Source organism: Saccharomonospora azurea NA-128, from assembly GCF_000231055.2.
Lineage (GTDB): Bacteria > Actinomycetota > Actinomycetes > Mycobacteriales > Pseudonocardiaceae > Saccharomonospora > Saccharomonospora azurea.
This window is the reverse complement of the sequence record NZ_CM001466.1, coordinates 4186864-4211137: the sequence shown is the minus strand read 5'-3', so window position 1 is coordinate 4211137 and position 24274 is coordinate 4186864. Positions and strand designations below refer to the sequence as shown.

At 70.7% G+C, this 24274-nt stretch carries 31 protein-coding genes and 1 tRNA gene; 17 read left to right on the top strand and 15 right to left on the bottom strand.

What is annotated here, in order from left to right:
* Nucleotides 1–265: 265 nt before the first annotated feature.
* Nucleotides 266–339, top strand: a tRNA-Arg gene (locus SACAZDRAFT_RS19495).
* A 375-nt stretch (nt 340–714) separates the two neighbouring features.
* Here SACAZDRAFT_RS19495 and SACAZDRAFT_RS19490 read toward each other — a convergent pair.
* Complete coding sequence (locus SACAZDRAFT_RS19490) at nt 715–1542, bottom strand: C39 family peptidase (protein WP_157607047.1); 828 nt, start codon at nt 1540–1542, stop codon at nt 715–717.
* A 490-nt stretch (nt 1543–2032) separates the two neighbouring features.
* On the opposite strand from SACAZDRAFT_RS19490, the gene SACAZDRAFT_RS19485 reads away from it, so the two are divergent.
* Genes SACAZDRAFT_RS19485 through SACAZDRAFT_RS19465 form a run of 5 tightly spaced genes read left to right on the top strand, consistent with a single transcriptional unit; the run spans nt 2033 to nt 7762 of the window.
* Nucleotides 2033–3328 carry an extracellular solute-binding protein gene (locus SACAZDRAFT_RS19485; RefSeq protein ID WP_005444468.1) on the top strand — a complete coding sequence of 432 codons (1296 nt, stop codon included), beginning with the start codon at nt 2033–2035 and terminating at the stop codon, nt 3326–3328.
* Nucleotides 3325–4317 (top strand): carbohydrate ABC transporter permease, encoded by a 993-nt coding sequence (locus SACAZDRAFT_RS19480; protein ID WP_005444467.1) that lies wholly within the window; start codon nt 3325–3327, stop codon nt 4315–4317. The genes SACAZDRAFT_RS19485 and SACAZDRAFT_RS19480 overlap by 4 nt, the downstream gene beginning before the upstream one ends.
* Nucleotides 4314–5162, top strand: a complete 849-nt coding sequence (locus SACAZDRAFT_RS19475; protein WP_005444466.1) for a sugar ABC transporter permease — start codon at nt 4314–4316, stop codon at nt 5160–5162. Before SACAZDRAFT_RS19480 ends, SACAZDRAFT_RS19475 begins: the two co-directional genes overlap by 4 nt.
* 10 nt (nt 5163–5172) lie before the next feature.
* A complete protein-coding gene (locus tag SACAZDRAFT_RS19470) occupies nt 5173–6738 on the top strand; it encodes a glycoside hydrolase family 13 protein (protein ID WP_005444465.1) in 1566 nt (521 codons plus the stop codon).
* The gene (locus SACAZDRAFT_RS19465; RefSeq protein ID WP_005444464.1) at nt 6731–7762 is read left to right on the top strand and encodes a LacI family DNA-binding transcriptional regulator; all 1032 of its coding nucleotides are present in this window, start codon (nt 6731–6733) and stop codon (nt 7760–7762) included. Before SACAZDRAFT_RS19470 ends, SACAZDRAFT_RS19465 begins: the two co-directional genes overlap by 8 nt.
* Nucleotides 7763–7819: 57 nt before the next feature.
* On the opposite strand, the gene SACAZDRAFT_RS19460 is transcribed toward SACAZDRAFT_RS19465, so the two are convergent.
* Nucleotides 7820–8086, bottom strand: a complete 267-nt coding sequence (locus SACAZDRAFT_RS19460) for a helix-turn-helix domain-containing protein (RefSeq protein ID WP_005444461.1) — start codon at nt 8084–8086, stop codon at nt 7820–7822.
* Between the two features lie 85 nt (nt 8087–8171).
* Between SACAZDRAFT_RS19460 and map the strand changes: the two genes are divergently transcribed.
* Nucleotides 8172–8948 (top strand): type I methionyl aminopeptidase, encoded by a 777-nt coding sequence (map, locus tag SACAZDRAFT_RS19455; protein ID WP_005444460.1) that lies wholly within the window; start codon nt 8172–8174, stop codon nt 8946–8948.
* An 82-nt stretch (nt 8949–9030) separates the two neighbouring features.
* Here the strand turns inward: map and SACAZDRAFT_RS23925 are convergent, their stop codons facing one another.
* A complete protein-coding gene (locus SACAZDRAFT_RS23925; RefSeq protein ID WP_232286299.1) occupies nt 9031–9306 on the bottom strand; it encodes an NUDIX hydrolase in 276 nt (91 codons plus the stop codon).
* Between the two features lie 72 nt (nt 9307–9378).
* On the opposite strand from SACAZDRAFT_RS23925, the gene SACAZDRAFT_RS19445 reads away from it, so the two are divergent.
* Both SACAZDRAFT_RS19445 and SACAZDRAFT_RS19440 read left to right on the top strand, forming a co-directional pair.
* A complete protein-coding gene (locus tag SACAZDRAFT_RS19445) occupies nt 9379–9864 on the top strand; it encodes a nucleoside deaminase (protein WP_005444456.1) in 486 nt (161 codons plus the stop codon).
* Between the two features lie 51 nt (nt 9865–9915).
* Nucleotides 9916–10740, top strand: coding sequence for an SAM-dependent methyltransferase (locus SACAZDRAFT_RS19440; protein WP_040927824.1), 825 nt, complete (start codon nt 9916–9918; stop codon nt 10738–10740).
* A gap of 60 nt (nt 10741–10800) precedes the next feature.
* On the opposite strand, the gene SACAZDRAFT_RS19435 is transcribed toward SACAZDRAFT_RS19440, so the two are convergent.
* Both SACAZDRAFT_RS19435 and SACAZDRAFT_RS19430 read right to left on the bottom strand, forming a co-directional pair.
* Nucleotides 10801–11556 (bottom strand): ABC transporter permease, encoded by a 756-nt coding sequence (locus tag SACAZDRAFT_RS19435; RefSeq protein ID WP_005444454.1) that lies wholly within the window; start codon nt 11554–11556, stop codon nt 10801–10803.
* Entirely contained in the window at nt 11553–12497 is a 945-nt protein-coding gene (locus SACAZDRAFT_RS19430) for an ABC transporter ATP-binding protein (protein ID WP_005444453.1), read from the bottom strand. The genes SACAZDRAFT_RS19435 and SACAZDRAFT_RS19430 overlap by 4 nt, the downstream gene beginning before the upstream one ends.
* A gap of 121 nt (nt 12498–12618) precedes the next feature.
* Here SACAZDRAFT_RS19430 and SACAZDRAFT_RS19425 point away from each other — a divergent pair, with 121 nt between their 5' ends.
* The 5 genes from SACAZDRAFT_RS19425 (at nt 12619) to SACAZDRAFT_RS19405 (ending at nt 16902) form a co-directional block, all read left to right on the top strand.
* Nucleotides 12619–13797, top strand: a complete 1179-nt coding sequence (locus SACAZDRAFT_RS19425; RefSeq protein WP_232286298.1) for a sensor histidine kinase — start codon at nt 12619–12621, stop codon at nt 13795–13797.
* Complete coding sequence (locus tag SACAZDRAFT_RS19420) at nt 13794–14405, top strand: response regulator transcription factor (RefSeq protein ID WP_005444451.1); 612 nt, start codon at nt 13794–13796, stop codon at nt 14403–14405. The genes SACAZDRAFT_RS19425 and SACAZDRAFT_RS19420 overlap by 4 nt, the downstream gene beginning before the upstream one ends.
* Nucleotides 14406–14451: 46 nt before the next feature.
* Nucleotides 14452–15318 carry a dihydropteroate synthase gene (gene folP / locus SACAZDRAFT_RS19415; protein WP_040927823.1) on the top strand — a complete coding sequence of 289 codons (867 nt, stop codon included), beginning with the start codon at nt 14452–14454 and terminating at the stop codon, nt 15316–15318.
* Nucleotides 15319–15405: 87 nt separating this feature from the next.
* On the top strand, nt 15406–15840 hold the full coding sequence (locus tag SACAZDRAFT_RS19410) for an SRPBCC family protein (protein WP_005444448.1): 435 nt from the start codon (nt 15406–15408) through the stop codon (nt 15838–15840).
* A 6-nt stretch (nt 15841–15846) separates the two neighbouring features.
* Entirely contained in the window at nt 15847–16902 is a 1056-nt protein-coding gene (locus SACAZDRAFT_RS19405; RefSeq protein WP_005444446.1) for an NAD-dependent epimerase/dehydratase family protein, read from the top strand.
* Between the two features lie 19 nt (nt 16903–16921).
* On the opposite strand, the gene SACAZDRAFT_RS19400 is transcribed toward SACAZDRAFT_RS19405, so the two are convergent.
* Nucleotides 16922–18103, bottom strand: a complete 1182-nt coding sequence (locus SACAZDRAFT_RS19400) for a site-2 protease family protein (protein WP_005444444.1) — start codon at nt 18101–18103, stop codon at nt 16922–16924.
* A gap of 87 nt (nt 18104–18190) precedes the next feature.
* Between SACAZDRAFT_RS19400 and SACAZDRAFT_RS19395 the strand changes: the two genes are divergently transcribed.
* Nucleotides 18191–18406 carry a hypothetical protein gene (locus tag SACAZDRAFT_RS19395; protein ID WP_005444443.1) on the top strand — a complete coding sequence of 72 codons (216 nt, stop codon included), beginning with the start codon at nt 18191–18193 and terminating at the stop codon, nt 18404–18406.
* A gap of 116 nt (nt 18407–18522) precedes the next feature.
* On the opposite strand, the gene SACAZDRAFT_RS19390 is transcribed toward SACAZDRAFT_RS19395, so the two are convergent.
* The 4 genes from SACAZDRAFT_RS19390 to SACAZDRAFT_RS19380 all read right to left on the bottom strand — a co-directional run bounded on the left by SACAZDRAFT_RS19390 (nt 18523) and on the right by SACAZDRAFT_RS19380 (nt 20138).
* Complete coding sequence (locus tag SACAZDRAFT_RS19390; protein WP_005444442.1) at nt 18523–18915, bottom strand: hypothetical protein; 393 nt, start codon at nt 18913–18915, stop codon at nt 18523–18525.
* A gap of 67 nt (nt 18916–18982) precedes the next feature.
* Complete coding sequence (locus SACAZDRAFT_RS19385; protein ID WP_005444441.1) at nt 18983–19297, bottom strand: DUF2795 domain-containing protein; 315 nt, start codon at nt 19295–19297, stop codon at nt 18983–18985.
* A gap of 68 nt (nt 19298–19365) precedes the next feature.
* Complete coding sequence (locus tag SACAZDRAFT_RS23920; RefSeq protein ID WP_232286297.1) at nt 19366–19542, bottom strand: hypothetical protein; 177 nt, start codon at nt 19540–19542, stop codon at nt 19366–19368.
* Nucleotides 19543–19622: 80 nt separating this feature from the next.
* Complete coding sequence (locus tag SACAZDRAFT_RS19380) at nt 19623–20138, bottom strand: aminotransferase class I/II-fold pyridoxal phosphate-dependent enzyme (protein ID WP_232286296.1); 516 nt, start codon at nt 20136–20138, stop codon at nt 19623–19625.
* 350 nt (nt 20139–20488) lie between these two features.
* Here SACAZDRAFT_RS19380 and SACAZDRAFT_RS19375 point away from each other — a divergent pair, with 350 nt between their 5' ends.
* Entirely contained in the window at nt 20489–21079 is a 591-nt protein-coding gene (locus SACAZDRAFT_RS19375; protein ID WP_005444439.1) for a hypothetical protein, read from the top strand.
* Between the two features lie 129 nt (nt 21080–21208).
* Nucleotides 21209–22219: an iron-containing redox enzyme family protein gene (locus SACAZDRAFT_RS19370; protein WP_005444438.1), complete on the top strand. Its 1011-nt coding sequence runs from the start codon at nt 21209–21211 to the stop codon at nt 22217–22219.
* 18 nt (nt 22220–22237) lie between these two features.
* Here SACAZDRAFT_RS19370 and SACAZDRAFT_RS19365 read toward each other — a convergent pair whose 3' ends face one another.
* Genes SACAZDRAFT_RS19365 through SACAZDRAFT_RS19345 form a run of 5 tightly spaced genes read right to left on the bottom strand, consistent with a single transcriptional unit; the run spans nt 22238 to nt 24094 of the window.
* Nucleotides 22238–22465: a CDGSH iron-sulfur domain-containing protein gene (locus SACAZDRAFT_RS19365; RefSeq protein WP_176662450.1), complete on the bottom strand. Its 228-nt coding sequence runs from the start codon at nt 22463–22465 to the stop codon at nt 22238–22240.
* Between the two features lie 25 nt (nt 22466–22490).
* Nucleotides 22491–23144, bottom strand: a complete 654-nt coding sequence (locus tag SACAZDRAFT_RS19360; RefSeq protein WP_005444433.1) for a HemK2/MTQ2 family protein methyltransferase — start codon at nt 23142–23144, stop codon at nt 22491–22493.
* Nucleotides 23145–23148: 4 nt separating this feature from the next.
* Nucleotides 23149–23412, bottom strand: a complete 264-nt coding sequence (locus SACAZDRAFT_RS19355) for a DUF4235 domain-containing protein (protein WP_005444432.1) — start codon at nt 23410–23412, stop codon at nt 23149–23151.
* Nucleotides 23409–23684 carry a DUF3618 domain-containing protein gene (locus SACAZDRAFT_RS19350; protein ID WP_005444431.1) on the bottom strand — a complete coding sequence of 92 codons (276 nt, stop codon included), beginning with the start codon at nt 23682–23684 and terminating at the stop codon, nt 23409–23411. Before SACAZDRAFT_RS19350 ends, SACAZDRAFT_RS19355 begins: the two co-directional genes overlap by 4 nt.
* A complete protein-coding gene (locus SACAZDRAFT_RS19345; protein ID WP_005444430.1) occupies nt 23681–24094 on the bottom strand; it encodes a phage holin family protein in 414 nt (137 codons plus the stop codon). Before SACAZDRAFT_RS19345 ends, SACAZDRAFT_RS19350 begins: the two co-directional genes overlap by 4 nt.
* Nucleotides 24095–24274 lie beyond the last annotated feature (180 nt).

Genomic DNA, 24274 nt, shown 5'->3' with positions numbered 1-24274 from the left:
GCCCGGCCCGACCGGTCCCCGCGCCGCGCAGGGCGCTCACGGACCGCTCGGGCCGGGCGCAGGTGAACGGATTCATCACCCAGGGGAACAGGGCGGTCACAGTGCGGGTGTTACGGGCGGGACTGATCACGATTGTGCTAACCGTGGGCGAAGATTCGGTCACTGACCCGGGTGAGAGGTGAAACGATTCTCCAGTACCGGACGATCAACCAGGCAGTGGTGACTAAGCTTGGGTGACGTGCTGTGACCGTAGCGGTCGCCACAAGCCTCCGTAGCTCAGCTGGATAGAGCAAGAGCCTTCTAATCTCTAGGTCGCAGGTTCGAGTCCTGCCGGGGGCGCACGTTTCGACCTGTCAATGGTGCGGACAAAGAGGCGGCCTGCCGCCTGGGCGCACCCCCGTGGCATCACAAGTGGTGCGAACGTGAGTGAACCGCGCCTCCATCGGGAAGGTACGGACGCCACAGCTCCCCAGCCGAGGCACCTCAAGCGGCTGCCCTGCCGCACACTGCCGACCAGAATCTACGCAGGCTCAATTCGCTCAGCAGAGGACCTCTCGATCTGGGGGAGATCGACTGCGCAGGCGCATACGGTTCTCGCTCCCGCTCGATCGCCGTGGTGTCCGGGGCGGGCGTCGCACTGAGAACAGCCGATGCCGGCTCGCCATGCAAGACGAAACGGCACCGGCTGCTCGCACTCGACGCGTCCCGCGTGGTTTACAACGCCACGGCCGCCCGGCCGAGGCGGTTGTCCCAGTAGGCCCACAGCACGGACGCCGAGGCTCGGTACACCACCGTGTCGGAAGCCGGATCGAGCACGAGGTACTCGCCGTTCTCGTAGCCCGCGACAGTCAGGAAGTGCGGGGTCGACAGCGGCGACCACGGCAGGTCCTTCATGTCACCCGCCATGACCACCGGCCGTCCGCCCCGCACGTGCGCCAAGGCGGCGTCGAAGTCCCACAGCGTCGTGGCGTGCACGCCGTTGGCCGCCAACGCCCTCACCACGTCGGCCTCACTGGTGCCGAGCACGTTCGGGTCGTTCCAGCTCGGGTCGTAGCCCATGTCGGCCCTCGCCCGGTTGATCGCCGCGACCGGGTACGAGGGGTCCCACGAGCGCGGCGTCACCCCCAGCGCCAACAACGCGGTGACCACACTCGTCGGCCCGCAGTCCTCACCGTGGTTGGGCTGACCCTGGTGCTGCGAGATCGGCACCAGACGCCCGTCCGAGCCACCGTCGTCGCCACAGTCCGGCACACCGGGAATGCGGTAGTCGTGGCCGGTGGCCATGTAGGCGTCGGCGACGTAGCCACCGAGGCTCGGCACGTAGTCCCACAGGTCGCTCGTGAAGCCGCGGGTGTTGGTGACCTCGTCACCCTGGGCCTGGCACGAGATGTCCACCGCGGTGCCGTCCCACACCGTGCCGACCACGGCACTCGACGTGCTCGGTCCACTGCGGACGTTGAGCCCGTCGCCGTCGGTGTTGCCCACCGTCGCCGGAGCCGCGGACGCGACTCCCACCGCGCCGACGAGAATGCCGAAAACCATCGACAGAATCAGCACGATTTGCGCGGGCACAAACCACTTCCGCGTGCCCGGATTCGCTGACGACAACTTTTCCACAATGACCCTCCCAGATTTCCCCAGTGATCCCGCGATCGGCGAGAGAGCCCACGGTGCAACGACATCACGGCACGACACAACAGCACGAAGAAGAACTCGAATCAGCGGCAAAACACCGTCGAACGACTACTTGAATTCGTCGGACATTTTCGCGGCGTGTGCTGATGCACATTCGATCCGCCATTCCACGGCGTCGACTGAACCGATCGGAGCAGGACGACACGACGCACACGAGGATCGCGACGCCGGCCCGCCAGGCGCCGACAGGCATGGGGGCGGCCGGGTGAGAGCCCGCAAGACGCCGACCGCTCGGCACACCCCTGCAACGGAGTCCTGAAAGTTACAGAAAGATTCTTGCTTCCTTGCGGCAACCGCGGCTACCTTCGTGCGCACCCTGTTCTCAGCGAGGAGAGCCATGACACGCAGGAGAGTGCTGGCGCTCGCCGCGGCCACCGCCCTGACGGTGACCGCGTGCGGCGAGTCCGCCAACGACCAGAGCAACGCCGCGGACCAGGCGGCCAACGACCCGCAGTCCGTGACGGGCACCGTCACCTTCTGGGACACCTCGGACGCCACCACCGAGTCGCCGGCCTACAAGGAACTGGCCAAGCGGTTCGAGGAGGAGTACCCGAAGATCACGGTCGACTACGTCAACGTGCCGTTCGACGGGTCGGACGACAAGTTCAAGACGGCCGCGCAGAACGGTGACGGCGCCCCCGACGTCATGCGCTCCGACGTCGGCTGGACGGCGACCTTCGCGGCACTGGGCTACCTGCAACCGCTCGACGACACGGTCGCACTCGACGGCGCCGACGACTACCTGCCGGTGCCGATGGAGAGCAACGTCTACGAGGGCAAGACCTACGGCGTCCCGCAGGTGACCGACACCCTCGCCCTGCTCTACAACAAGGAGCACTTCGACAAGGCCGGCATCGACGAGCCGCCCGCCACGTGGGAGGAGCTGCGGGACGCGGCCGAGCTGCTCGAAGAGAAGGTGCCGGGCACGACGGGCGTGTTCCTCAACGCCGACTCCTACTACCTGCTGCCCTTCGTCTACGGCGAGGGCGGCGACTACGTCGACGTCGAGGGCGAGCGCATCACCATCGACAGCCCCGAGGTGAAGGCCGCGATCGAGACCGTGCAGGAACTCACCGCGGACGGCGTGGGCACCACCGACACCAGCGCGAACAAGTACAACAACATGCAGGACGGGTTCAAGAAGGGCTCCGTCAGCATGATCATCAACGGGCCCTGGTCGGTGTCCGACGCGCTGTCCGGTGACGCCTTCGAGGACGCGGACGACCTCGGCATCGCTCCGGTCCCGGCGGGCCCGAAGGGCCAGGGCGGCCCCGTGGGCGGCCACAACTACACGATCTACGCGGGTTCGCCCGACCTCGCGGCCTCGTACCTGTTCGTCGAGTTCATGAACCGGCCCGAGAACCAGGCGTACGTGGCGAGCGAGAACAACACGCTGCCCACCCGCACGTCGGTGTACGAGGAGCCCGAGGTCACGGACAACGAGATCCTCGCCGGGTTCCAGGAGCCGATCGAGTCGGCCAAGCCGCGCCCCGCCGCCCCGGGTGCGGGCACCCTGTACGACCTGTTCAGCCCGTACTACGAGCAGATCCTCGGTGGTCAGGCCTCCGTCGAGGACGGATTGGCGCAGGCGCAGCGCAAGGTCACGGGCGCGGTGCCGGGCTTCGAGTCATGACGACGACGGCCGTTCGTTCCCCTGCCGGGGCGGCACCGACACCGGTGCCGCCCCGCGGGCGGTTGCGCGATTCCGCGAGCAGGCATTGGTACGCGTGGGCGATGGTGGCCCCGGTCGTGGTGGTCCTGGCCGTGCTGGTGTTCTACCCGCTGGTGCAGGGCGTCTACCTGTCGCTGACCAACGCGAACGAGATGAACAGCGCGCGCACGATCGGCGTCAACGAGATCGAGGCGACGTACGAGTTCGTCGGACTGCGGAACTACATCGACGTGCTCTCCGGCGTCGAGGGCGCGTTCTACTCGCGGTTCGTGTGGACGCTGGTGTGGACGGTCGCCTGTGTCGTGCTGCACTACTCGCTGGGGCTCGGGCTGGCGATGCTGCTGAACCGGGCCTTGAGGGGCCGGTCGGTGTACCGGATGCTGCTGATCCTGCCGTGGGCGGTGCCGCCGTTCGTGGCCGCGTTCGCGTGGCGGTTGATGTTCAACACCGAGGGCGGTGTGCTCAACTCGGTGTTGAACGCGCTGGGTTTCGCGAGCGTGGACTGGCTCGGCGACCCGACGGCCGCCAAGGTCGCGGTCATCCTCGTCAACGTCTGGCTGGGCGTGCCGTTCATGATGGTGGCGCTGCTCGGCGGGCTGCAGACGGTGCCGAAGGACCTGTACGAGGCGGCCGAAGTGGACGGTGCGACACCGTGGCAGCGGTTCCGTGCCGTGACGCTGCCAGGCCTGCGACCCGTGTCCGGGACGGTGATCCTGCTCGGCACGATCTGGACGTTCAACCAGTTCGCCGTCATCGCGATGCTCACCGGCGGCGGTCCCGGCGGGGCGACGAACATTTTGGTCACCGAGGCCTACGACCGCGCGTTCCAGGGCATCCGGGACTACGCGGGCGCGGCGACGTACGGTGCGCTCATCGCCTCCATGCTCGTGGTGTTCGCGTTCTTCTACCGCCGCTGGCTCGACCGGCAGTCGAGTGAGGTGCTGTCATGACCGAGAAGGTGCGCCGCAGGGACCAGCGCAGCCTGCTGTCGTCGACGGCCCTGCACACGACGCTGGTACTCGCGAGTGTCGTCGCGGTGTTTCCCGTGGCATGGGTGGTGCTGACGTCGCTCAAGACCGACCGCGGCACGTGGACGCGGCCCGACGAGCTCGGCACTCTCGGTCTGGACAACTATGTCCAGGTGTTCGGGCAGACGCAGTTCCTCACGTGGTTCGTGAACTCGTTGATCGTGGCGTCGGCCACCACCGTGTTCGCGGTGCTGATCGCGGCCACGGCCGGCTACGCGGCCTCGCGCATGCGGTTCCCGGGCAAGCGTCCGCTGATGTGGTCGTTCCTCATCACGCAGATGTTCCCGGCGGCCGTGTTGATCGTGCCGCTGTACAACGTGCTGTCGGAGTTGGGCCTGCTCGACTCCTACGGTGGTCTCGTCCTCGCGTCGTCCACGGTGGCCGTGCCGTACTGCGCGTGGATGCTCAAGGGCTACTTCGACACGATCCCCGTGTCGATCGACGAAGCCGGCCGGGTCGACGGGCTCAGCCCGTTCGGCACGTTCTGGCGGCTCATCGTGCCCTTGGCCAAGCCGGGGATCGCGGTGACGGTGTTCTACTCCTTCATCACCGCGTGGGGCGAGGTGGCCTTCGCGGGAGTCTTCATGCAGAGCGAGGCGCACTACACGCTCCCGGTGGGGATGGCGACGTTCGTCAGCGACTTCAAGGCCGAGTGGGGGCTGCTCACGGCCGGCTCCGTCGTGGTCCTGGTGCCGTCGGCCATCGTGTTCTTCCTCGTCCAACGTCATCTGGTCGCCGGACTCACGGCGGGCGGCGTCAAGAGCTGAAAGGAACTTCATGAGCAACGAGTGGTGGCGCACCGCGGCGATCTACCAGGTGTACGTGCGGAGCTTCGCCGACGCCAACGGCGACGGCATCGGCGACCTGCCGGGCGTGCGGTCGAAACTCGGCTACCTGGCCGAGCTCGGCGTGGACGCCGTGTGGCTGACGCCGTTCTACACCTCGCCGATGGCCGACGGCGGCTACGACGTGGCCGACTACCGCGACGTCGACCCGGTCTTCGGGACGCTGTCCGACGCCGAGGCACTGATCACCGAGGCGCACGACCGCAAGCTCAAGGTGATCGTCGACATCGTGCCCAACCACACGTCGTCGCAGCACCCGTGGTTCGTGGAGGCGCTGGCGGCGGAGCCCGGTTCACCCGCGCGTGACCGGTACCTGTTCCGCGACGGCCGGGACGGCGGTCCGCCGAACGACTGGGAGTCGATTTTCGGTGGTCCGGCGTGGACCCAGGTCGGCGACGGCCAGTGGTACCTGCATCTGTTCGATCCGGGACAGCCGGACCTGAACTGGGAGAACCCCGAGGTGCGGGCGGAGTTCGAGAGCATCCTGCGGTTCTGGCTCGACCGGGGCGTGGACGGCTTCCGGATCGACGTCGCCCACGGCATGGTGAAGGCCGACGGGTTGCCGGACGCCGCGTGTTCCGACCAGGCGTCGCTGCTCACGTCGCGGGCACTGCCGTACTTCGACCAGGACGGCGTGCACGAGATCTACCGCGCGTGGCGCAAGATCCTCGACTCCTACCCCGGCGAGCGCATCGGTGTCGCGGAGGCGTGGGTGCCCAACGCCGAACGTCTGGCGCGCTACCTGCGTCCGGACGAGCTGCACCAGGCGTTCAACTTCCACTACGTCGAGGCGGACTGGTCAGCGACGGCGTTCCGGCAGGTGATCGACGACTCGCTCGCCGCCGTGGCCGGGGTGAACGCGCCGTCGACGTGGGTGCTGTCCAATCACGACGTCCAGCGGCACGTCACCCGCTACGGCGGCGGCGAGCAGGGCATGCGTCGTGCCCGCGCCGCCGCGCTGCTGACGATGGCGCTGCCCGGATCGGTGTACGTGTACCAGGGCGAGGAACTCGGGCTGGAGGAGATCACCGACCTGCCCGAGGAGGTGCTCGCCGACCCGATGTGGGAACGGTCGGGCCACACCGAGCGCGGCCGGGACGGCTGCCGCGTGCCGCTGCCGTGGTCGGGCAGCGAGCCGCCGTTCGGGTTCGGCGCCTCGTCGTGGTTGCCGCAGCCGCAGCACTGGGCGAACCTCACCGCCGAGGCGCAGCGGGACGACCCGGACTCGATGCTCGCGCTGTACCGGGAGGCGTTGCGGCGGCGCCGGGAACTCCCGGCGGAGGGACTCGAATGGCTCGCCGCGCCCGAGGACGTGCTGGCGCTCCGGCGGGGCGCGGTCACGTGCACCGTGAACTTCTCCGCGGCGCCGGTGACGATCGCTCGCCCGGGCTCGGTCGAACTGGCGAGCTGCCCCGCCTCGGACCTCGGCCTGACCGGCGACACCGTGACGTTGCCGCCGGAGAGTGCGGTGTGGTGGAGCGGAGACCGGGATGGCTAAGGGACCGCTGGACGGCGTTCGCCTCGCTGACCTCGCCGAACTGGCGAACGTCAGCGAGGCGACGGTGAGCCGCGTCCTGAACGGCAAGCCGGGGGTCGCCGCGGCCACCCGGCAGGCGGTCCTGGCGGCCATGGACCGGCTCGGCTACGAGCGCCCGGCACGGGCCCGGCAACGCAGCGCCGGGCTCATCGGGTTGATCATTCCCGAGCTGGACAACCCGATCTTTCCCGCGTTCGCCCAGGTCATCGACCGCACGCTGGTGATGCGCGGGTACCGGTCGGTGCTGTGCACGCAGGCTCCCGGCGGCGCCACCGAGGACGAGTTCATCGAGACGCTGACCGCGCGTGGGGTGTCGGGCATCGTGTTCGTATCGGGCCTGCACGCCGACACGACGGCCGACCACGACCGGTACCGCCGCCTCATCGACGGCGGAGTGCCGGTGGTCTTCGTCAACGGGTACGCGCCCGACGTGAAGGCGCCGTTCTTCTCCGACGACGACGGCGCGGCCGTGGAACTGGCGCTCACTCATCTGCGGGAGCTCGGACACGAACGCATCGGCCTCGCGGTGGGACCGGCGCGTTTCGTGCCCGTGCAGCGCAAGGCCGAGAAGTTCCGCGAGCTCATGGCCCCCGTGGTGGGAGCCGGCGAGGTCGACGAGCTGATCGTGCACACGCTGTTCTCCGTCGAGGGCGGGCACTCCGCGGCCTGGACGCTGCTCGAACGGGACTGCACGGCCGTGGTGTGCGGGAGCGACCTGATGGCGCTCGGCGCGATTCGCGTGGCCCGTCGCCGCGGGCTGGAGGTGCCGAGGGACTTCTCGGTGGTCGGCTACGACGACTCGCCGCTCATCGCGTTCACCGATCCCCCGCTGACGACCATCCAGCAGAAGGTCACGGCGATGGCCACCGCGGCGGTGCGCACGCTGCTGGACGAGGTCGCCGGCGCGGTCCCTCCCGCGGAGGAGTACCTCTTCCAGCCGGAGCTCGTGGTCCGCGGCTCCACGGCCGCGGCCCCGGCGAGGTGATCCCCGGTTCGTCGTTCGGGCCTGTGGTGCGGCCCGAACGACGAACCGGCCAAGGCGTCAGGACGCGGCTTCGAACGCGGCGCCGTCGCGCCAGGCTTCGGCGAGTTTCTCGACGGACACGCCGAGCGCGTCCGCGAGTCGCACGACGGTGCCGAACGCCGGACTCGGCAGCCGCCCCGTCTCGATCTTGCGGAGGGTCTCCGGGGACATCCCGGCCGCGCCGGCGACGTCGTCGAGCCCCCGGCCTCCTCGGAGTTCGCGCAGCAACGCCCCGAGCCGGGCTCCGGCCTGGATCTGCTCGGGAGTGAGCGGCAGACGCACCATGCGACCAGACTAGAACCGGTACAGAAATACCGCTACGTGTTACGCTACACGGGACCGGTATTTTTATACCACCCAGGAGTGTCGCGTGATCGAGTTGAAGTCCCCCGCCGAGATCGAACGGATGCGCACCACCGGAGCGTTCGTCGCCCGGGTCCTCGCCGACCTGCGGGTGAAGGCCGCCGTCGGCGTGAACCTGCTGGACCTGGAACACCACACCCGGACGATGATCCGCGAGCGCGGAGCCGAGTCCTGCTACTGGGACTACGCGCCCTCCTTCGGACGTGGGCCGTTCCGCAACACCGTCTGTCTGTCGGTCAACGACGCCGTGCTGCACGGCCTTCCCCACGACTACGTGCTGCGGGACGGCGACGTGCTGAGCATGGACCTCGCCGTCTCGATCGACGGCTGGGTGGCCGACGCCGCCGTCACCACCATCGTCGGCACTCCGGCCGAGGCGGACGTGCGGCTCGTCCGCGCCACGGAGGAGGCGCTGGCGGCCGGTGTCGAGGCCGCGCGGCCGGGCCACCGGCTCGGGGACGTCTCGGCGGCTATCGCCGAGGTGGCGCGGGACTACGACTACCGGGTCAACACGGAGTTCGGCGGCCACGGTCTCGGGCGCACCATGCACGAGGACCCCCACATTCCCAACCGCGGTCGGCCCGGGAGGGGCCTGCTCCTGCGCCCGGGCATGACGCTGGCGCTGGAACCGTGGTTCACGGCGGGCAGCGCGCGCATCGTCACCGACCCCGACGGCTGGACCATCCGGTCGGCCGACGGCTCACGGACCGCGCACTCCGAACACACCGTCGCCATCACCGAAAACGGCCCCGAGGTGCTGACCCGGCTCGACGACGAGGGGTGAGCCCGGGTCGGTGACGATCACCTCTCGCCGCGCAACACGGCCTCCACGCGACGCAGCGATCGGCGCACGTTGTCCTCGGTCGTCAGCTCCCGCGCCTCGGACAGGGTCGCCCACCGCAACGGCGCAACCAGGCCCGCTGGCGGGGATGCCGACGCAGCAGCACCCGCCCGGTGCTCGGGTGCACGACGAAGGCCGAGGCCGTCAGGTGCAGGGGCGCGGTGCGGTCCCAGGGATCGGCCGCGTCGGCCGCATCCCTGCGCCATCGGAGGATGCGCTCGACGTCGGCTCGCTCGACGTCGTCGGCGGGACGGTGGGCGTCGAGCAGGCGCGACACGGGTGTCGCCGGCGGGGAGTCCACGTCGGCACGGTATCCGTCCTCCCGGGCCGCGAGCGATCGGTTTTCGCGTCCCGGCCGTGCGAGGATGGTGCCGTGATCGAGGATCGGGAACTGGTACATCTTCGCCGGTGTGTCGAGCTCGCGGCCGAGGCGCTGGCGGCGGGCGACGAGCCCTTCGGTTCGGTGCTCGTCGACGGAGACGGCGAGGTGCGTGCCGAGGACCGCAACCGCGTCGCGGGCGGCGACCGGACCCGGCATCCGGAGTTCGCGCTCGCCCGCCTGTCGACGACGCTCATGACGCCCGAGGAACGGCACCGCGCCACCGTCTACACCTCCGGAGAGCACTGCCCGATGTGTGCCGCCGCGCACGGCTGGGTCGGACTCGGCCGCATCGTGTACGTGGCCTCGTCGGCACAGCTGTCGGCGTGGCTGTCGGAGCTCGGCGTGCCCGCACCCCCGGTGGCGACGCTCCCGGTCTCGGACGTCGCCCCGAACGTCGTGGTGGAGGGGCCGGTGCCCTCGCTGGTCGAGGAGATCCGGGCGCTGCACGTCCGCTTCCACCGCGGCAACGCGAGCTGACCTTCCGCGAAGCCGGCACGCGAGGTGTCGACGCTTCGCTACGCTCGGCCCGTGTCCGACTACTCATCGCTCGACCTGAGCCGCCCCAGTTCCGGGCGCGTCTACGACTACTGGCTCGGCGGGACCAACAACTACGCCGTCGACCGCGAGTTCGCCGAACAACAGCTCGCGCGCGCTCCCGAGATCCGGGAAGCGGTGCGCGAGAATCGCGCCTTCCTCCGCAGGGCGGTGCGGTTCGCGACGGCGGCGGGGATCCGCCAGTTCGTCGACATCGGCTGCGGCCTGCCGACGCAGGGCAGCGTGCACGAGGTCGCCGACGAGGTGGCGCCCGGCGAGAGCCGGGTCGTCTACATCGACAACGAGCCCGTGGCCCACGCCCACGCGCAGATCCTGCTGGAAGACACCGCCGACCCCGCACGGCACCGCGCCCTGGCCGGGGACTTCTTCGACGGTCCGGCGCTCTGGGAGCGCGTGTTGGCGGAGGGCATCGACCCTCGGGAGCCGGTCTGCCTGCTGACGGTGGCGTTGCTGCACCTGCTGCCCGCGGAGCGGAAGCCGGAGACCGTGCTGGCGTACTACCGCGACCGGCTCGCGCCCGGCAGTCTGCTGGTGCTCTCCCACGCCTGCCTCGACACCGGCGACGCGCAGGCGCAGGAGGCGTTCGGCCGGATCAGCGACGACTACCGGGCGCGCACGGCCAACCAGGGCACCGGTGGACTGCGCGGCCGCGCCGAGATCGCGGAGCTGTTCGGCGACTTCGAGCTCGTCGACCCAGGCCTGGTGTGGTTGCCACAGTGGCGGCCCGAGGCATCGTTCGTCGGCGACCCCGCCCGCACGCGCGCGGTCGCGGGGGTGGCCCGCAAGACGTCGGCGTGAACGCGACCCGGGTGGCCGGCCCGGCGACGCCCGGACCGGCCGCCCGCTCCCACCCCCGGGTCAGTGTCGCGGCTCCCAGCGGAAGTAGCGCTTGGCCGCCCCCACGCCCACGGCCGCCCAGAGCGCCAGACCCCCGATGGCCGGTAGTGCGTCGGACAGGGCGCCGGTCGTCGTGCCCGACGGCGACCCCGCGTAGGCCAGGTGCATGAGCTGCACGACCGCCCCGCCCGGGGTGAGCATCTGCAGCATGGTCAGTCCCTCGGCGAGATCCAGGGCCGCCCAGATCGCGGTGCCGATGAGCACGAAGAACACCGGGGTCGCCACGGTCTGGGCCTGCTCGCCGGACGACGAGAAGCCCGTGGTGGCCATGCCAAGCCCCACACTGCACACCGTGCCGAGGACGATCGCGACGACGACCAGCACGAGGTTGTCGGGCGCCGACCCGGCCGCCGCGCCCACCATCAGCAGCATGAGCACGCACTGCACGATCGTCACCAGCACCACCGGCGCCAGCACGCCCGCGAGGATCGTGGTGTCGGAGGCCTGCGAGCAGCGCAGACGCTTGAGGTAGAGCTCGTCGCGCCGGTAGCTGAGGGTGCCCGCGGCCGCGATACAGCCCGACATTCCGAACACGGTGAGCAGCATCAACGCGACGAAGAAACCCCACCCCGATTCCGGGGTGTCCTGGAGTCCGTTGACGACGAACATGCCGCCGATCACCAACGGCATCAGCAGCGCGGACACCGCCACGGCGGTGTTGCGCAGGAACAGTCGCAGTTCCGCTGCGGAGATCGCGGTCAACGCGCGCGTGTTCATGCGGCCACCTCCACGGGGTTGGTCGACTCGACGACGTCACGGAATACCTCGTCGAGCGAGGCGTGCCGGGCGCTGAGTCCGTGCAGTCGCAGCTCCTGCGCGCGGGCCCACGCGAGCACCCGCTCCAGGTCCGACTGGAGGTCGTCGGTGGCGATGCCGACGTACCCGTCGGCGTAGGAGGTCAGGTCCACGTCGCCGAGCAGGCCCGGCGGGGTGGGGGGCACAGGCGGCACCGTGCCGTCCGGTGTGGCCACCCGGAAGTCGATGCGCGCCCGGTACCGGCCGAGCACGTCGGCGAGGCTGCCCTCCACGGCGATCCTGCCCTCGTGCATGATCGCCAGCCGGTGGGCCAAGCGTTCGGCCTCCTCCAGGTAATGGGTGGTCAGCACCACCGTGGTGCCCTCGGCGAGCAGTTCCTCGACCAGCTCCCACGTCGTCTGCCGCGATTCCGGGTCGAGGCCCGTGGTCGGTTCGTCCAGGAACAGCACCTCGGGCCCGCCGAGAGCGGCGAGGACGAGGTCCAGCCTGCGCTGTTCGCCTCCCGACAGCTGCTTCACCCGCACCCCCGCGCGGTGGGCGAGCCCCAACCGCTCGAACAGCTCGTCCACATCGGACTTCCGTGAGACGACGCCACTCCACATCCGCGCGGTCTCCCGCACGGTGAGGTCGCCGGCGAAACCACCGGACTGCAGCATGATCCCGCACCGCGCGTGCACGAAAGCCCGTTCGCGATAGGGATCGCGGCCCAGCACCCGCACCGTCCCCGACGTGGGCGGCCGATGCCCCTCCAGCGTCTCCATCGTCGTGGTCTTGCCCGCTCCGTTCGTACCCAGGAGCGCGAACATCTCCCCTTGGCGCACCGAGAACTCCACGTCACGCACGGCGACGAAACTGCCGTAGGCGCAACGCAGCCCCTCCGCGGCCACCACTACGTCGTTCATGTGGACAGCGTGCCGCGTCGCGGGAACCCGCGGTAGAACGAGACGTCAACAGTCCACATGCGAATCCGCATGCCTCGCCATGACATCTGTCACCACGCCGGCAAGAGCTATGCTCCGTGAGGTGAGCGACGCGAACTCGGAGTTCGGCACGGGACTACGGCGGCTGCACAAGTACACGTGGTGGTCGCTGGTCCTGCTGAGCTACCTCGCTCTGATCCCGTGGCTGCAGCTCGCCGCCGACACCGAACGACGGGTCCCGCTCGTCGTCGTCACCATCGGCGCGGGCCTGCTGACGATCGTGCAGCGCACACGGTTCGTCAACGACGGCCTGCGGCACGGTCGCCGCGGACCCACCGTCGAACACGGCGTCACGTTCGTCCTGACCGTCGCCGCCTGGGGTTACGCCACGGTCGTCCAGCCGAACCCGACCGCGTGGGCGTTCCTGCCCGGCCTGACCGCCGGAGGCGTGGTGCTCAACACGCCCAAGGGACGACGGCGTCCGACGGCGTTCGTGATGGCGGTCGTGGCGGCGGGCGCCGGCCTGGTGGCGATCCCGTTGCGCGACGTGGAGCCCGGCGGCGGGTTCCCCTGGTTCATGGCCGTCCTGGCCGCCGGGTTCGTGCTGTGCTTCGCGGCGCTCGACCTGACCCAGATCTGGTTCTGGGACATGGTCGTGCAGATCGACAAGTCCCGGGAGCTCGCCGAGGAACTCGCCGTGGCCCGCGAACGCCTCCGGTTCGCCGCCGACCTCCACGACATCCAGGGCCACCACCTCCAGGCGATCATGCTCAAGGGTGAGCTCACCGAGCGGCTCATCGGGCGCGACGACGACGCGGCCAGAGCCCAGGCCGCCGAGTTGACCGAGCTCGCCCGTACCGCGATGACGGACACCCGCCGCGTCGTCCACGGCTACCGGGGCACCGACCTGCGCCGGGAACTCGCCAACGCCGTGGAACTCCTCGGCGCCGCGGGCATCGACACCGAGGTACGCGGGGACGCGCGACACGTGCCGCCCCCGTTGCAGGAACTGTTCGGCGCGCTGATCCGGGAAGGGACGACGAACATCCTCCGGCACAGCGACGCCACCCGGTGCGTCGTCGTGCTGCGGGTCGACTCCACGACGGCCCACATCCGGCTGGTCAACGACGGCATCACGCCCCGGCAGGCCACCCCCGGCAGCGGTATCGCCGGGCTGCGCGAGCGCTTCGCCACGCTCGGCGGTGACGTGCGGGGCCGCGTGATCGAGGATGGTGGCGACGCGACGTTCGAGCTGGGCGGTCACGCGCCCGTGCGGAGGTGAGGGAACTGATCCGCATCGTGCTGGCCGACGACGAGGACCTGATCCGCGGAGCGCTGGCCACCCTGCTCGGTCTGGAGGACGACATCGAGGTCGTGGGCCAGGCCGGTGACGGGGAGACGGCGGTCGAGCTGGTCCGGAACACCGGGCCCGACCTCGCGGTCTTCGATCTGGAGATGCCGCGCTTGGACGGCGTGGAAGCGGCGAGCCGGGTCCGCGCCGAGGTCGAGATCCCGATCGTGATCGTCACCCGGCACGCCCGGCCCGGGGTTCTGAAACGCGCGCTGGCCAGCGGAGTGCGCGGTTTCGTGCCCAAGACCACGGCGGCGAGCCGGCTGGCGGAGATTCTCCGGGACGTCCACGCGGGCAAGCGGTACGTCGACCCCGAGATCGCCGCGTCCGCGCTGACGGCGTCGAGCTGCCCGCTCACCGAGCGAGAGCTGGAGCTGCTGCGGTACGCGCACACGGGCAGCACGGTCTCCGCCATCGCCGAGCAGGCGCACCTCGCGCCCGGGACGGTGCGCAACTACCTGTCGGCGGCCATGTCGAAGCTCGGCGTCTCCACCCGGTACGAGGCCGCCCGGCGGGCCTGGGAGGAGGGCTGGATCTGACGCCGCGTGCGGTGTGGAATCCAGGCGGACGGCTAGGGTCGTTGCCGTGGTGACCCTGCATTGCCGTGGCCGTGTCGTGGAACGCGATCGCGCGTTCGTCATGGCCATCGTCAACCGGACTCCCGACTCGTTCTACGACAAGGGGGCCACCTACTCCCTCGACTCCGCCGTGCGGGCCGTGGACGCGGCCGTCGTGGACGGCGCCGACATCGTCGACATCGGCGGTGTGAAGGCCGGCCCGGGCTCGGACGTGTCCGTGGCCGAGGAGATCCGCCGCGTCGCCCCCGTGGTCGCCGCCGTGCGCGACCGGCACCCCGACCTGCTCATCAGCGTGGACACGTGGCGCTCGGAGGTCGGCAGGCAGGTGTGCGAGGAGGGCGCGGACCTCATCAACGACACCTGGCAGTCGGCCGATCCCGCGCTGGCCGAGGTGGCCGCCGAGTTCGGCGCGGGTTACGTGTGCTCGCACACGGGCGGCGCGTCACCCCGGACACTGCCCCACCGGGTGGCCTACGACGACGTCGTGGCCGCCGTGGCGGAGGAGGTCACGCGGCGGGCCGAACACGTGGCCGCACTCGGCGTTCCCCGCGGCGGCATCCTCATCGACCCGACCCACGACTTCGGCAAGAACACCTGGCACGGGCTCGAACTGCTGCGCCGGCTGTCCGAACTCACCTCGACCCCGTGGCCGGTGCTGCTCGCGCTGTCGAACAAGGACTTCGTGGGCGAGACCCTCGACGCCGAGCTGTCCGACCGGGTCGACGGCACGCTCGCCGCGACCGCCGTGGCGGCCTGGGAGGGCGCTGCGGTGTTCCGCGCCCACGAAGTGCGCCGAACCCGGCAGGTGGTGGACATGGTGGCCAGCATCCGGGGCACCCGTCCGCCGTCGTTCGTGCTGCGGGGCATGACCTAGCGGCCGCACACCCGGTCCCCCTCCCGGCGGAGTTCACCGCGGACCCGAGCGAGGTATAGCCCTCGACGGGTTGGGTATGCCAGCGCCATGACCGATTTCGAGCAGACCCGGGTCATCGACGCCGGCCCGCGGGTCGTCTTCGACATCGCCTCGACCCTCACGTCGCTGGACAGCTGGACGCCCGAGGGCGTCGAGGTGGAACCCGAGGGCGAGGGCACCCTGCACGCCTGGGTCGCCAGCGGGAGCGAGGTCCGCGACCAGACCGGCTACGTCGACGCCGACCGCGATCGGATGCGTCTGCGGTGGGGCGGCCAGGACACCGGCTACGAGGGGTGGTTGCAGATCGAGCCCCACGGCGACGGCGGGTCGAACGCCACCCTCGCCACCCTGCACATCGAGTTCGCGGGCGACGCGCCGGAAACACTGGGCGGCGAACAGAGCGCCGACGTCGACAGCCGGATCGAGCAGGCGCTGGACCGGCTGAACTCGCTCGTGCAGGACCGCACCGAGACCACCCGGTAGCCGACGATGCGGGTCGTGGTGACCGGGGCGACCGGCAACATCGGCACCAGCGTCGTCGAGGCGCTCGGCGACGATCCGGCGGTCGAGTCGATCGTCGGCATCGCGCGGCGGGCACCGCGGTGGACGCACCCGAAGCTGACGGTCGAGAAGCTCGATCTCGGCACGGCCGACGATGCCGCGCTCGACTCGGTGTTCGCCGGCGCCGACGCGGTCGTGCACCTCGCCTGGCTGTTCCAACCCACCCGGAACCCGCCGACGACGTGGCGCGCGAACGTGCTCGGGAGCCTGCGCGTCTTCGAGGCCGCCGCACGCTGCGCGGTGCCCGCTCTCGTGCACTCGTCGTCGGTCGGGGCCTACTCCCCCGGGCCGAAGGACCACGCGGTGACCGAAGACTGGCCCACACACGGCTGGCCCGGCGCGGCCTACACCCGCGAGAAGGCGTATCTGGAGCGGGCACTCGACGCCTTCGAGGCCGAGCACGAGTCGATTCGCGTGGTGCGGATGCGGCCGGGGTTCGTCTTCCGTCGCGAGACGGCGTCCCAGCAGCGGCGGCTGTTCCTGGGCCCGTTCGTGCCGACGAGCCTGGTGCGTCCCGGGCTGATCCCGGTGGTCCCGAACGCGCGGTCGCTGCGCATGCAGGTCGTGCACTCCGCCGACGCGGGGCGCGCGTTCGCACTGGCCGCCACGCGGGACGTGCGGGGCGCGTTCAACGTGGCCGCCGAGGAGATCGTCGACGGCGCCCTGCTCGCCCGCGTGCTCGACGCACGCACGGTCCCCGTGCCCTCACGGGTGCTCCGCACCGTCCTCTCGGCGGCGTGGAATCTCCGTCTCGTCCCGGCCTCCCCAGACCTGTTCGACGCGGTGGTGCGCCTGCCGTTGATGGACACGACGCGCGCGCGGACCGAACTGGGCTGGACACCGCAGCACACCGCGGCCGAGGCCGTCGCCGAGTTCCTCACCGGACTGCGTGAGCGGGCGGGTGAGGCGACGCCGCCGCTGGCCTCGTCGACCGAGGGCGGGCGGCTCGGCGAGCTGGCCACCGGGGTCGGCGAACGGCCCTGACGTCCTCGACCGGCCCGGCTCACGCCACCGGGGGCGGAGGCGTGCCGTGCACGGGGCGGACCACATGGCGCGGGTCCGCCTCGACCAACCCCCGCACGGTCACGGCACGGCTGACGTCGGTGGGCGTCACGATGCCCGCGAGTCGATCGCCGTCGAACACGAGCGCCCGCCCGTCCGGGGCGTCGCGCAGGTCGGGCAGCAGATCGGTGAGCGGAGTGTCCGGCGTGGCGGTCGGGACGTCACTCGCCGGGCACGCGATGTCGTGCACACGGGTCGTGCCCCGCTCGTCGAGGGGCACCGACCGCAGCCGGTTCAGCGTCACCAGCCCCTCCACGTGTCCTCGCCCGTCCACGACCGGAAACGCCGAGTGCCGCCGGACGAGCACGACGTCGTGCAGGAAGTCGTGCACCGAGGTGTCGGCGTCGGTGGTGTCCGGGTCGGGGGTCATGACCTCGGACACGCGCACGTCCTGGAGCGTGCTGCCGAGGTGTGCCTCGCGTTCCTCGGCACCCGCGACGGTGACGACGAACAAGCCGATCAGCACCCACCACAGGCCGCTGCCCGTGCCCGCGAACAGCAGCTGCCACACGCCGGCGAGAATGAGCAGGATGCCGAACCCGCGGCCCGCGCGAGCACTCCAGACGGCGGCGAGGTGCCGGTCGCCCTTCCACGCCCACAGCGCGGCGCGCAGGACTCGCCCGCCGTCCAGCGGGGCGGCGGGAACCAGGTTGAAGGCCGCGAGAACACCGTTGAACAGCGCGAGGTACACCGCCGCCATCACCGCGAGGAACGGGGCGTCCACCGTGACGAGCAGCCAGGCGAGGGCCCCGAACACCGCGCCGCACACCAGGCTCGCCAACGGGCCCGCGACGGCCACCCTCAGGTCGGCCCCGGGTGTCCGGGCTTCACTGCGGAGCCGGGCGAGGCCGCCGAGCAGCCACAGGGTGATGTCGTCGACCTCGATGCCCTGCCGACGAGCGACGACCGCGTGCGCGAGCTCGTGCGCGAGCAGTGAGGCGAGGAAGAACACGGCCGTCACCACAGCCGCCAGGACGTAGACGACACCGGCGTGGCCGGGAGCCAGGACGGGCCAGTTCCGGAAGCCGAGCGCGACCACGAGGATGAGCAGGATGCCGAGCACGCTCCAGTGCGCGCCGACCCGGATACCCGCGATCGTGCCGAGTCTGAACGTCGAGGACATGTGACGCCTCCAGCAGCCTCCGAATGGGTTAACGCTCCACCCTGTGGGCTACCCGAATGCCGTAGTCGGCAGACGCGGAGGATGACAATGCCGCAGCAGAAGGACCTGAACGACCGGACGTGGGGAGAGCTCACGGAGACAGCCCATGAGGAGGGCATCCCGTTCGTCGCGCACATGAGTCAGAGCGAGCTGGTCGAGGCGATCGAGCAGCAGCGGGAAGCCAACGCCCTCCAGCCGCCCCTTCCCCGGCAGCCGGGTGATCAGCAGGAGAACACGGGTGGCGAGGCGACGAGCCCGTCGTGACGTGGAGCTGTGAACCAGCCGGTATCGACGACGTCGGCAACAATCCTCTTCGCCCTCGACACCCACCGCGCGGACGGGCGGACGGCCCTGCCGCGGCCGTCCGCGCCGTCCGTCCGTCACTCACTGACCACGAGGTCGCTGCTGGCGGACTGCGCCGCCTGGATCTCACGGCTCAGCGCCGTGCCCATCCGGTGTGCCCGCGCCAACGCCGACGCGACCTCGAAGATCGACTCGGCGACCTCGCCGTACGCCCGCGGGTCCTGCCCGCCGATGCGACCGCACCACAGGCACTGTTCGAGCCAGGTCGCCATCTCCGGCAGGCACCGGGAGAGGTTGTCGACGAGCAGCCTCAACGAGCCCAGCACCTCGTGCATCTCACCGGGACTGGCGAGGATGTCACCGTCCACCGGGCCCGAGGTGCGGAGCGTCAGTGCCCTGACGGCGTCCTCGGCGCGTGCGGCGAGCCGTGCGGGCGAGTTCTCCACTTCGCCACTGCCGGAAAGCTCCATGATCGCCTTACTCTCGTCGAGACGTTCGCGATGTACAGCTACCCGTCGGCAAACCCGGACAAACGGCTCAACTGCCCCGGTTCTCGCCGAGCTCCTCGACGATCGGGTGTGCCTCCACGTCCTTGGCCTGCTCCGACAGTCCGGGCTTGTCGTGCGTCCGACGCCGCTCGGCCCGCTCCCGGTCGTCCTCGGGCGTCGCGAACGACACGGCGCGCTCGACCTCACCGAGACCGCCGTAGGTCTCGGCGGGGATTCCCTTCAGTTCGCGGAGGGTGTCGGAATCCGCACCGGCCCGCTCCGCATACCGCACCAGTTCGGCGCGTTCGGCGGGGAAGTCCGCCTCGGACAACGCCGTGTGCAGTCGTTCCCTGGTGGTTGCCATGACGTCACCTCCATGGCGCCGACTACCCCTGGGCGGCCGGCATGAAACGGCGGCACGTACGGCCCCGGTCAGTCCGCCCGTGCGTCCTCCGGGGTTCCCCGCGCGAGCCGCGCCAGCACCCCCACAGCACTCTCCAGTGTGGACACATCGGGCCCCGCGAAGGCCAGCCGTACCGCACTGGGGGCGTGCGCGGCGCCGACCGCGAAGGCACCCGAGGGGCTGACCGCGATACCCCGGCGCGCCACGGCGGAGGCAGCTCCCGCCAACAGTGGTGGGCGGCGGGATCACCGCGCAACGCGAACCCGTCGAGTCCACTGCGGACGATCTATGACTTGTGTGCCGCGTCGATCCGCTTGCGTCGCCGCACCGAGAACACCGTCCCGTCCTCGAACCAGTGCGTGGCGGCGACGAGCGTGAACCCGGGCGCCGTCCACCCTCCGGAGCGCAGCGCGGACGCCACCCGCCCCGCCAACCCCTCGGAGGCGACGAGGAACCCCAGAGTCAGCCCCGGAGAGAAGCGCTTCGACAGGCTGTCGACGAGAACGGTGCGCTCCGGCGCGTACGCCGCCAACGGCACCTCGTCGCGCAGGAACGCGTAGACGGTGTCCTCCACGGCGTTGATGCCGAAATCGTTCAGCACCTGCGCCAGCTCCTGCCTGCGCCACTCCGGCATCGTGACACCGAGCGGATTGTGCAGCGTCGGCTGCACATACACGGCGTCGGAGCGTGCCTCGCGGACCGACTCGGGCACGAGCCCGTGCTCGTCGACGGGCAACGGCACGAGCGTCACCCCGAGCCGGGCGGCGATGCCCTTCACCACCGGACCGGTGAGCGCTTCCACTCCGAGCCGACCACCGACGCATCCCCGACGCCCGGCTGGTCGTCCTCGACGACGCCAGCCACCTGCCGAACCTCGAACGGGAAGCCGACTTCAACGATCACCTCGTCACGTTCCTGCGTTCGGTGCTGTAACCGGCGCCTCGACGCTGACCAGACACTGTGGAGAGAGGCCGACGGTCGACGCGGTCCGTGATCGGCGCTGTTGCAGACAGTAGTCAGGCGGGTGAAAACGCGTTATTGTGCCACAACACCGACGCCCACACGGGCAATCCCTACCGGGAAACCCGCATTGCCATGATCTACGGTGAGACAGCTCAGCTCGGCTGTTCCCGGTCCGGAGGGGCTCAGTAGGTGGACAACGATGTGTCGGTGGCCCGGCTTTCCGACGACGACGGCTGGAACGATCGGCCTCCGCCGGGGCCGAACTCGCGGATGCGCATGCTCGCGGTGATGGGCGCCGTGGTCGTCGGCTGTGGCGTCGCGGCGATCGTCGTCAACCTCGCCCCGAGCGACCCGAGCAACCAGGCGGACGACGGCGGAGAGCGGATCGTGGTCATCGATCCGAGTCGCACCGACCTGTATCCCACCGGCACCACCGCGCCGACGACCGACGACGACCTCCCCACCGGAACCTCCGACCCCACGCAGCAGATCTCGTCGTCGCCGCAGGACGGCAACCTGGGAGGTGGCGGCGATCCGGGCGAGACGGAAAGCCACATCCCAAACGATTCCGATGAGGACGGCGACGACGGCGACGAGGACGGTGACGATCCTGGCGAGGACGACACCGGCGAGCCCACCACCTCCGCCCCGTCCTCCCCGCCCGACCCGACCAGCACTCCGCCGTCGTCGACCCCACCGACCACCACCCCTCCCGAGGACGACGAGGACGACGAGGACGAGGAGTGCACTCCCTCGTGGTGGATCGGCTGCTGGTTCTGACCCAGCACGTCAGCGGTCGGCGACCGAGGCTTGGGCTTGAGGTCGGGCCCGAGGTGCGGTGTACCGGGTCGACGGCCCGGGTAGCCCGCTCGTGTGAGTACGAGTGTGAGTGCGCGAACCGAGACAGCCGTGTCGACACCCGCCGAGGTGTCCCCCTTGCCACTGCCCCGTGGCCCTCTCTCCGCGGCCGTGGTGTCGGCGTTGCGCGACGAACCCGGCCGCCCCACCCTCCCGGTCGACATCGGTGATCCCGACCCGTACGGCGACGACCTGCAGCTGACCTTGCAGACCTGCTACGAACTGCACTACCGCGGCTTCACCGACGCCGCACCCGACTGGGAGTGGGACCCGGACCTGCTGCGCCTGCGTGCGGCGTTGGAGCAGCGGTTCCTCACGGCGTTGCGCGCCGACGTCCCCGGCCGGGGACGTGACACCGACGTCGCGGGAACGCTCGACGAACTCCTGGTGGAACCGGTCCACGGGACGGGTCCCAGCCACTGGTTGCGCGACGAGGGCACGTGGACGCAGATGCGCGAGTACTTCGCGCTGCGCTCGATCTACCACCTCAAGGAGGCCGACCCGCACGCGTGGGTCATTCCGCGCCTGCGCGGGCAGGCCAAGGCCGCGCTCGTGGCCGTCGAGTTCGACGAGTTCGGCGGCGGCCGGTACGACCGCATGCACTCGCGGCTCTACGCCGAGCTGCTCGACGCGGCCGGGTTGCGCAGCGACTACCTCGGCTACCTCGACCAGGCACCGCCGCAGGCGCTGGCGACGGTGAACCTCATGTCGCTGTTCGGTCTGCATCGAGCGCTGCGGGCCGCCCTGGTGGGCCACTTCGCCGCCGCCGAGATCAGCACGGCACCCAGCGCGGCCCGCATGGTGCAGGCGCTCGACCGGCTCGGGGCGCCGGAGGCCTGCCGGTTCTTCTTCGCCGAGCACGTCGAGGCCGACGCGGTGCACGAGCAGGTCATGCGCCGCGACGTGATCGGTGACCTCCTGGCGCGAGAGCCGCACCTCGCCGCCGACGTCGTGTTCGGCATCCAGGCGACCGAGCTCCTCGAAGCCCACCTCGCCGAGCACCTCATGACGCACTGGCGGCGCGAGCTGCCCGCGATGCCGCTGCCCGCCGACGCGCGCTGACGCGGTTCGCGACGCCGGTCAGCGCCGCTTACGGCGGTGGCTGGCGTCGCAGAACGGGTAGTTCTTGCTGCGCCGGCACGCGCACACCGCCACCTGGAACCGGTCCGAGGCCACCGTGGTGCCGTCGTCGAGCTGGAACTCGACCGGCCCCTCGATCAGGATCGGGCCGCCGGGCACGACGGTGACCCGACGGGGCGGGGACGAGCGCGAGGACGGCGTGCGCACGGCTCCGGCCTCGCCGTTCACGCGGTTCACGTCGCAGCCCGGACGGTCAGCCCGTCCGTTCGGTTCGGTCGGCACGGATCACCACCAACTCCTCCTCGCGCTGCCCGTCGGCGATCAGCCCCCGCTGTTCGAGGTACCGCGCCCGGTCCCGCAGCACGGGGCCGAACGGCACCGGCCGGCGCGCGACGATCGACGTCTTCAACCCGGCTTCGGCGAGCGCCGTGAGCGTCGGGTCGACACCGGACAACGACGACTGCACCAGCAGGAAGCACCCTCGCTCGGACAGCAGACCCGGGATCGCGGCGCAGAGCGGATCGATGATCGCGCGCCCGTCGTCACCGGCGTCCCACCGACGCGACGCGCTGCCGGAACCCGACCACGGCACGTACGGCGGGTTGGCGAGCACCAGGTCGAACGGCCCGGACGGTGGCGCCGTGGCCACGTCCGTCCGGTGAACACGCACGGGCAGACCACGCAGCCGGGCGTTGATCCAGGCGGCGGCGAGCGCGCGCCGCGACACGTCCACGGCGACGACCTCCCGTGCACCGGCCCGCGCCGCCGCGAGCGCCAGGGCACCGGTTCCCGTGCCGACGTCCAGCACGCGCGCGCCCGACGGCAACGTCACCCTGGTGAACGCCTCGGACAGCAGCTCCGTGTCGTCCTGCGGCCGGTACACCCCCGGGGGCCGCAGCAACAACATGCGTCTACTCGTTCCCCGGCCAGGCACCGGTGGCCTTCTCGTAACCCGCGGCACCGGCCCGATCGACCGCCGCCTTCACCGCTCCCACGATCGCCCCTTGCAGCGCGGCGGCCCCCACCACCTGCCACGCGGTGAACCCGCGGTCGGTGGCCTTCGGCGTCCGCTTCTCCCCTGTCACGCGCTTCCACACCTGCTTGAACACCGCACTGGACAGCAGTCCTCCCCCCACACTCACGATCAGACTGAGCGGCCGGTAGAGCGCCTTCATCGCTTGATCCTCCACGTGAGGAGGCCACCGACGGCGAGTGCGGCCGCGGCGCCCCCGGCCGCGACGGCGACCGGGTTCGCGCGCATGACGCCGAGCGCGACGCGGGAGCGGTCCTGAAGCTGTTCCCTGGCCCGCTCGCCCACGTTCAGCCGGCTCATGAGTTCCCCAGCGGTCTCGCGCAGCTCCTGCCGCGTCAACTCGATGTCGGTCCGGGCCTGCTCCACCGTCTGCGGGAACTGGTCGGCGTCACTCGGCGTCGTCGAGGCGCTCATCGCCGCATCGTCTCCTTCACGACGTCGATGTCCTTGCGCACGCTCTCGAGCGACTCCCGGGGAATGGGCGGCGACGCCTTCTGCACCTGACGTTTGCCCACGAGGGCGAGCAGACCGGCCAACAGCATCAACGCACCGCCGACCACGAGAGCGGCCGCCCACGCGGGCAGTACGAGCGCGAGGGCCAACACGGCCGCGGTGATCAGCACCGCGAGCCCGTAGAGTGCGATCACCCCGCCCGCACCGGCCATCCCCGCTCCAGCGCCGAAGCGCTTGCCCTTCGCCTGGATCTCCGCCCTGGCGAGCAGCATCTCGTTCCGCACGAGTCGGCTCATCTGCGCGGACAGGTCGTTGACGAGCTCCGCCACCGAACGCTGGCCCACGGCGTCACGCTGTTGGTCGTACACCACGGTTTCCTCCCGAGTTCGTCGTGCACACGCGGCCCACACCGCACCCAGTGGGCGCCCGGCGGTGGTCACCGTGTGCCCCGCAGGGTCCTGGCACAAACCTCCTGCCGCGCCGCCGAAACGCTCGCGGAAACGGGGTCGGCGCACTTCCACCCGGGTGAGTGTGGACATCCGCGGTGGGGG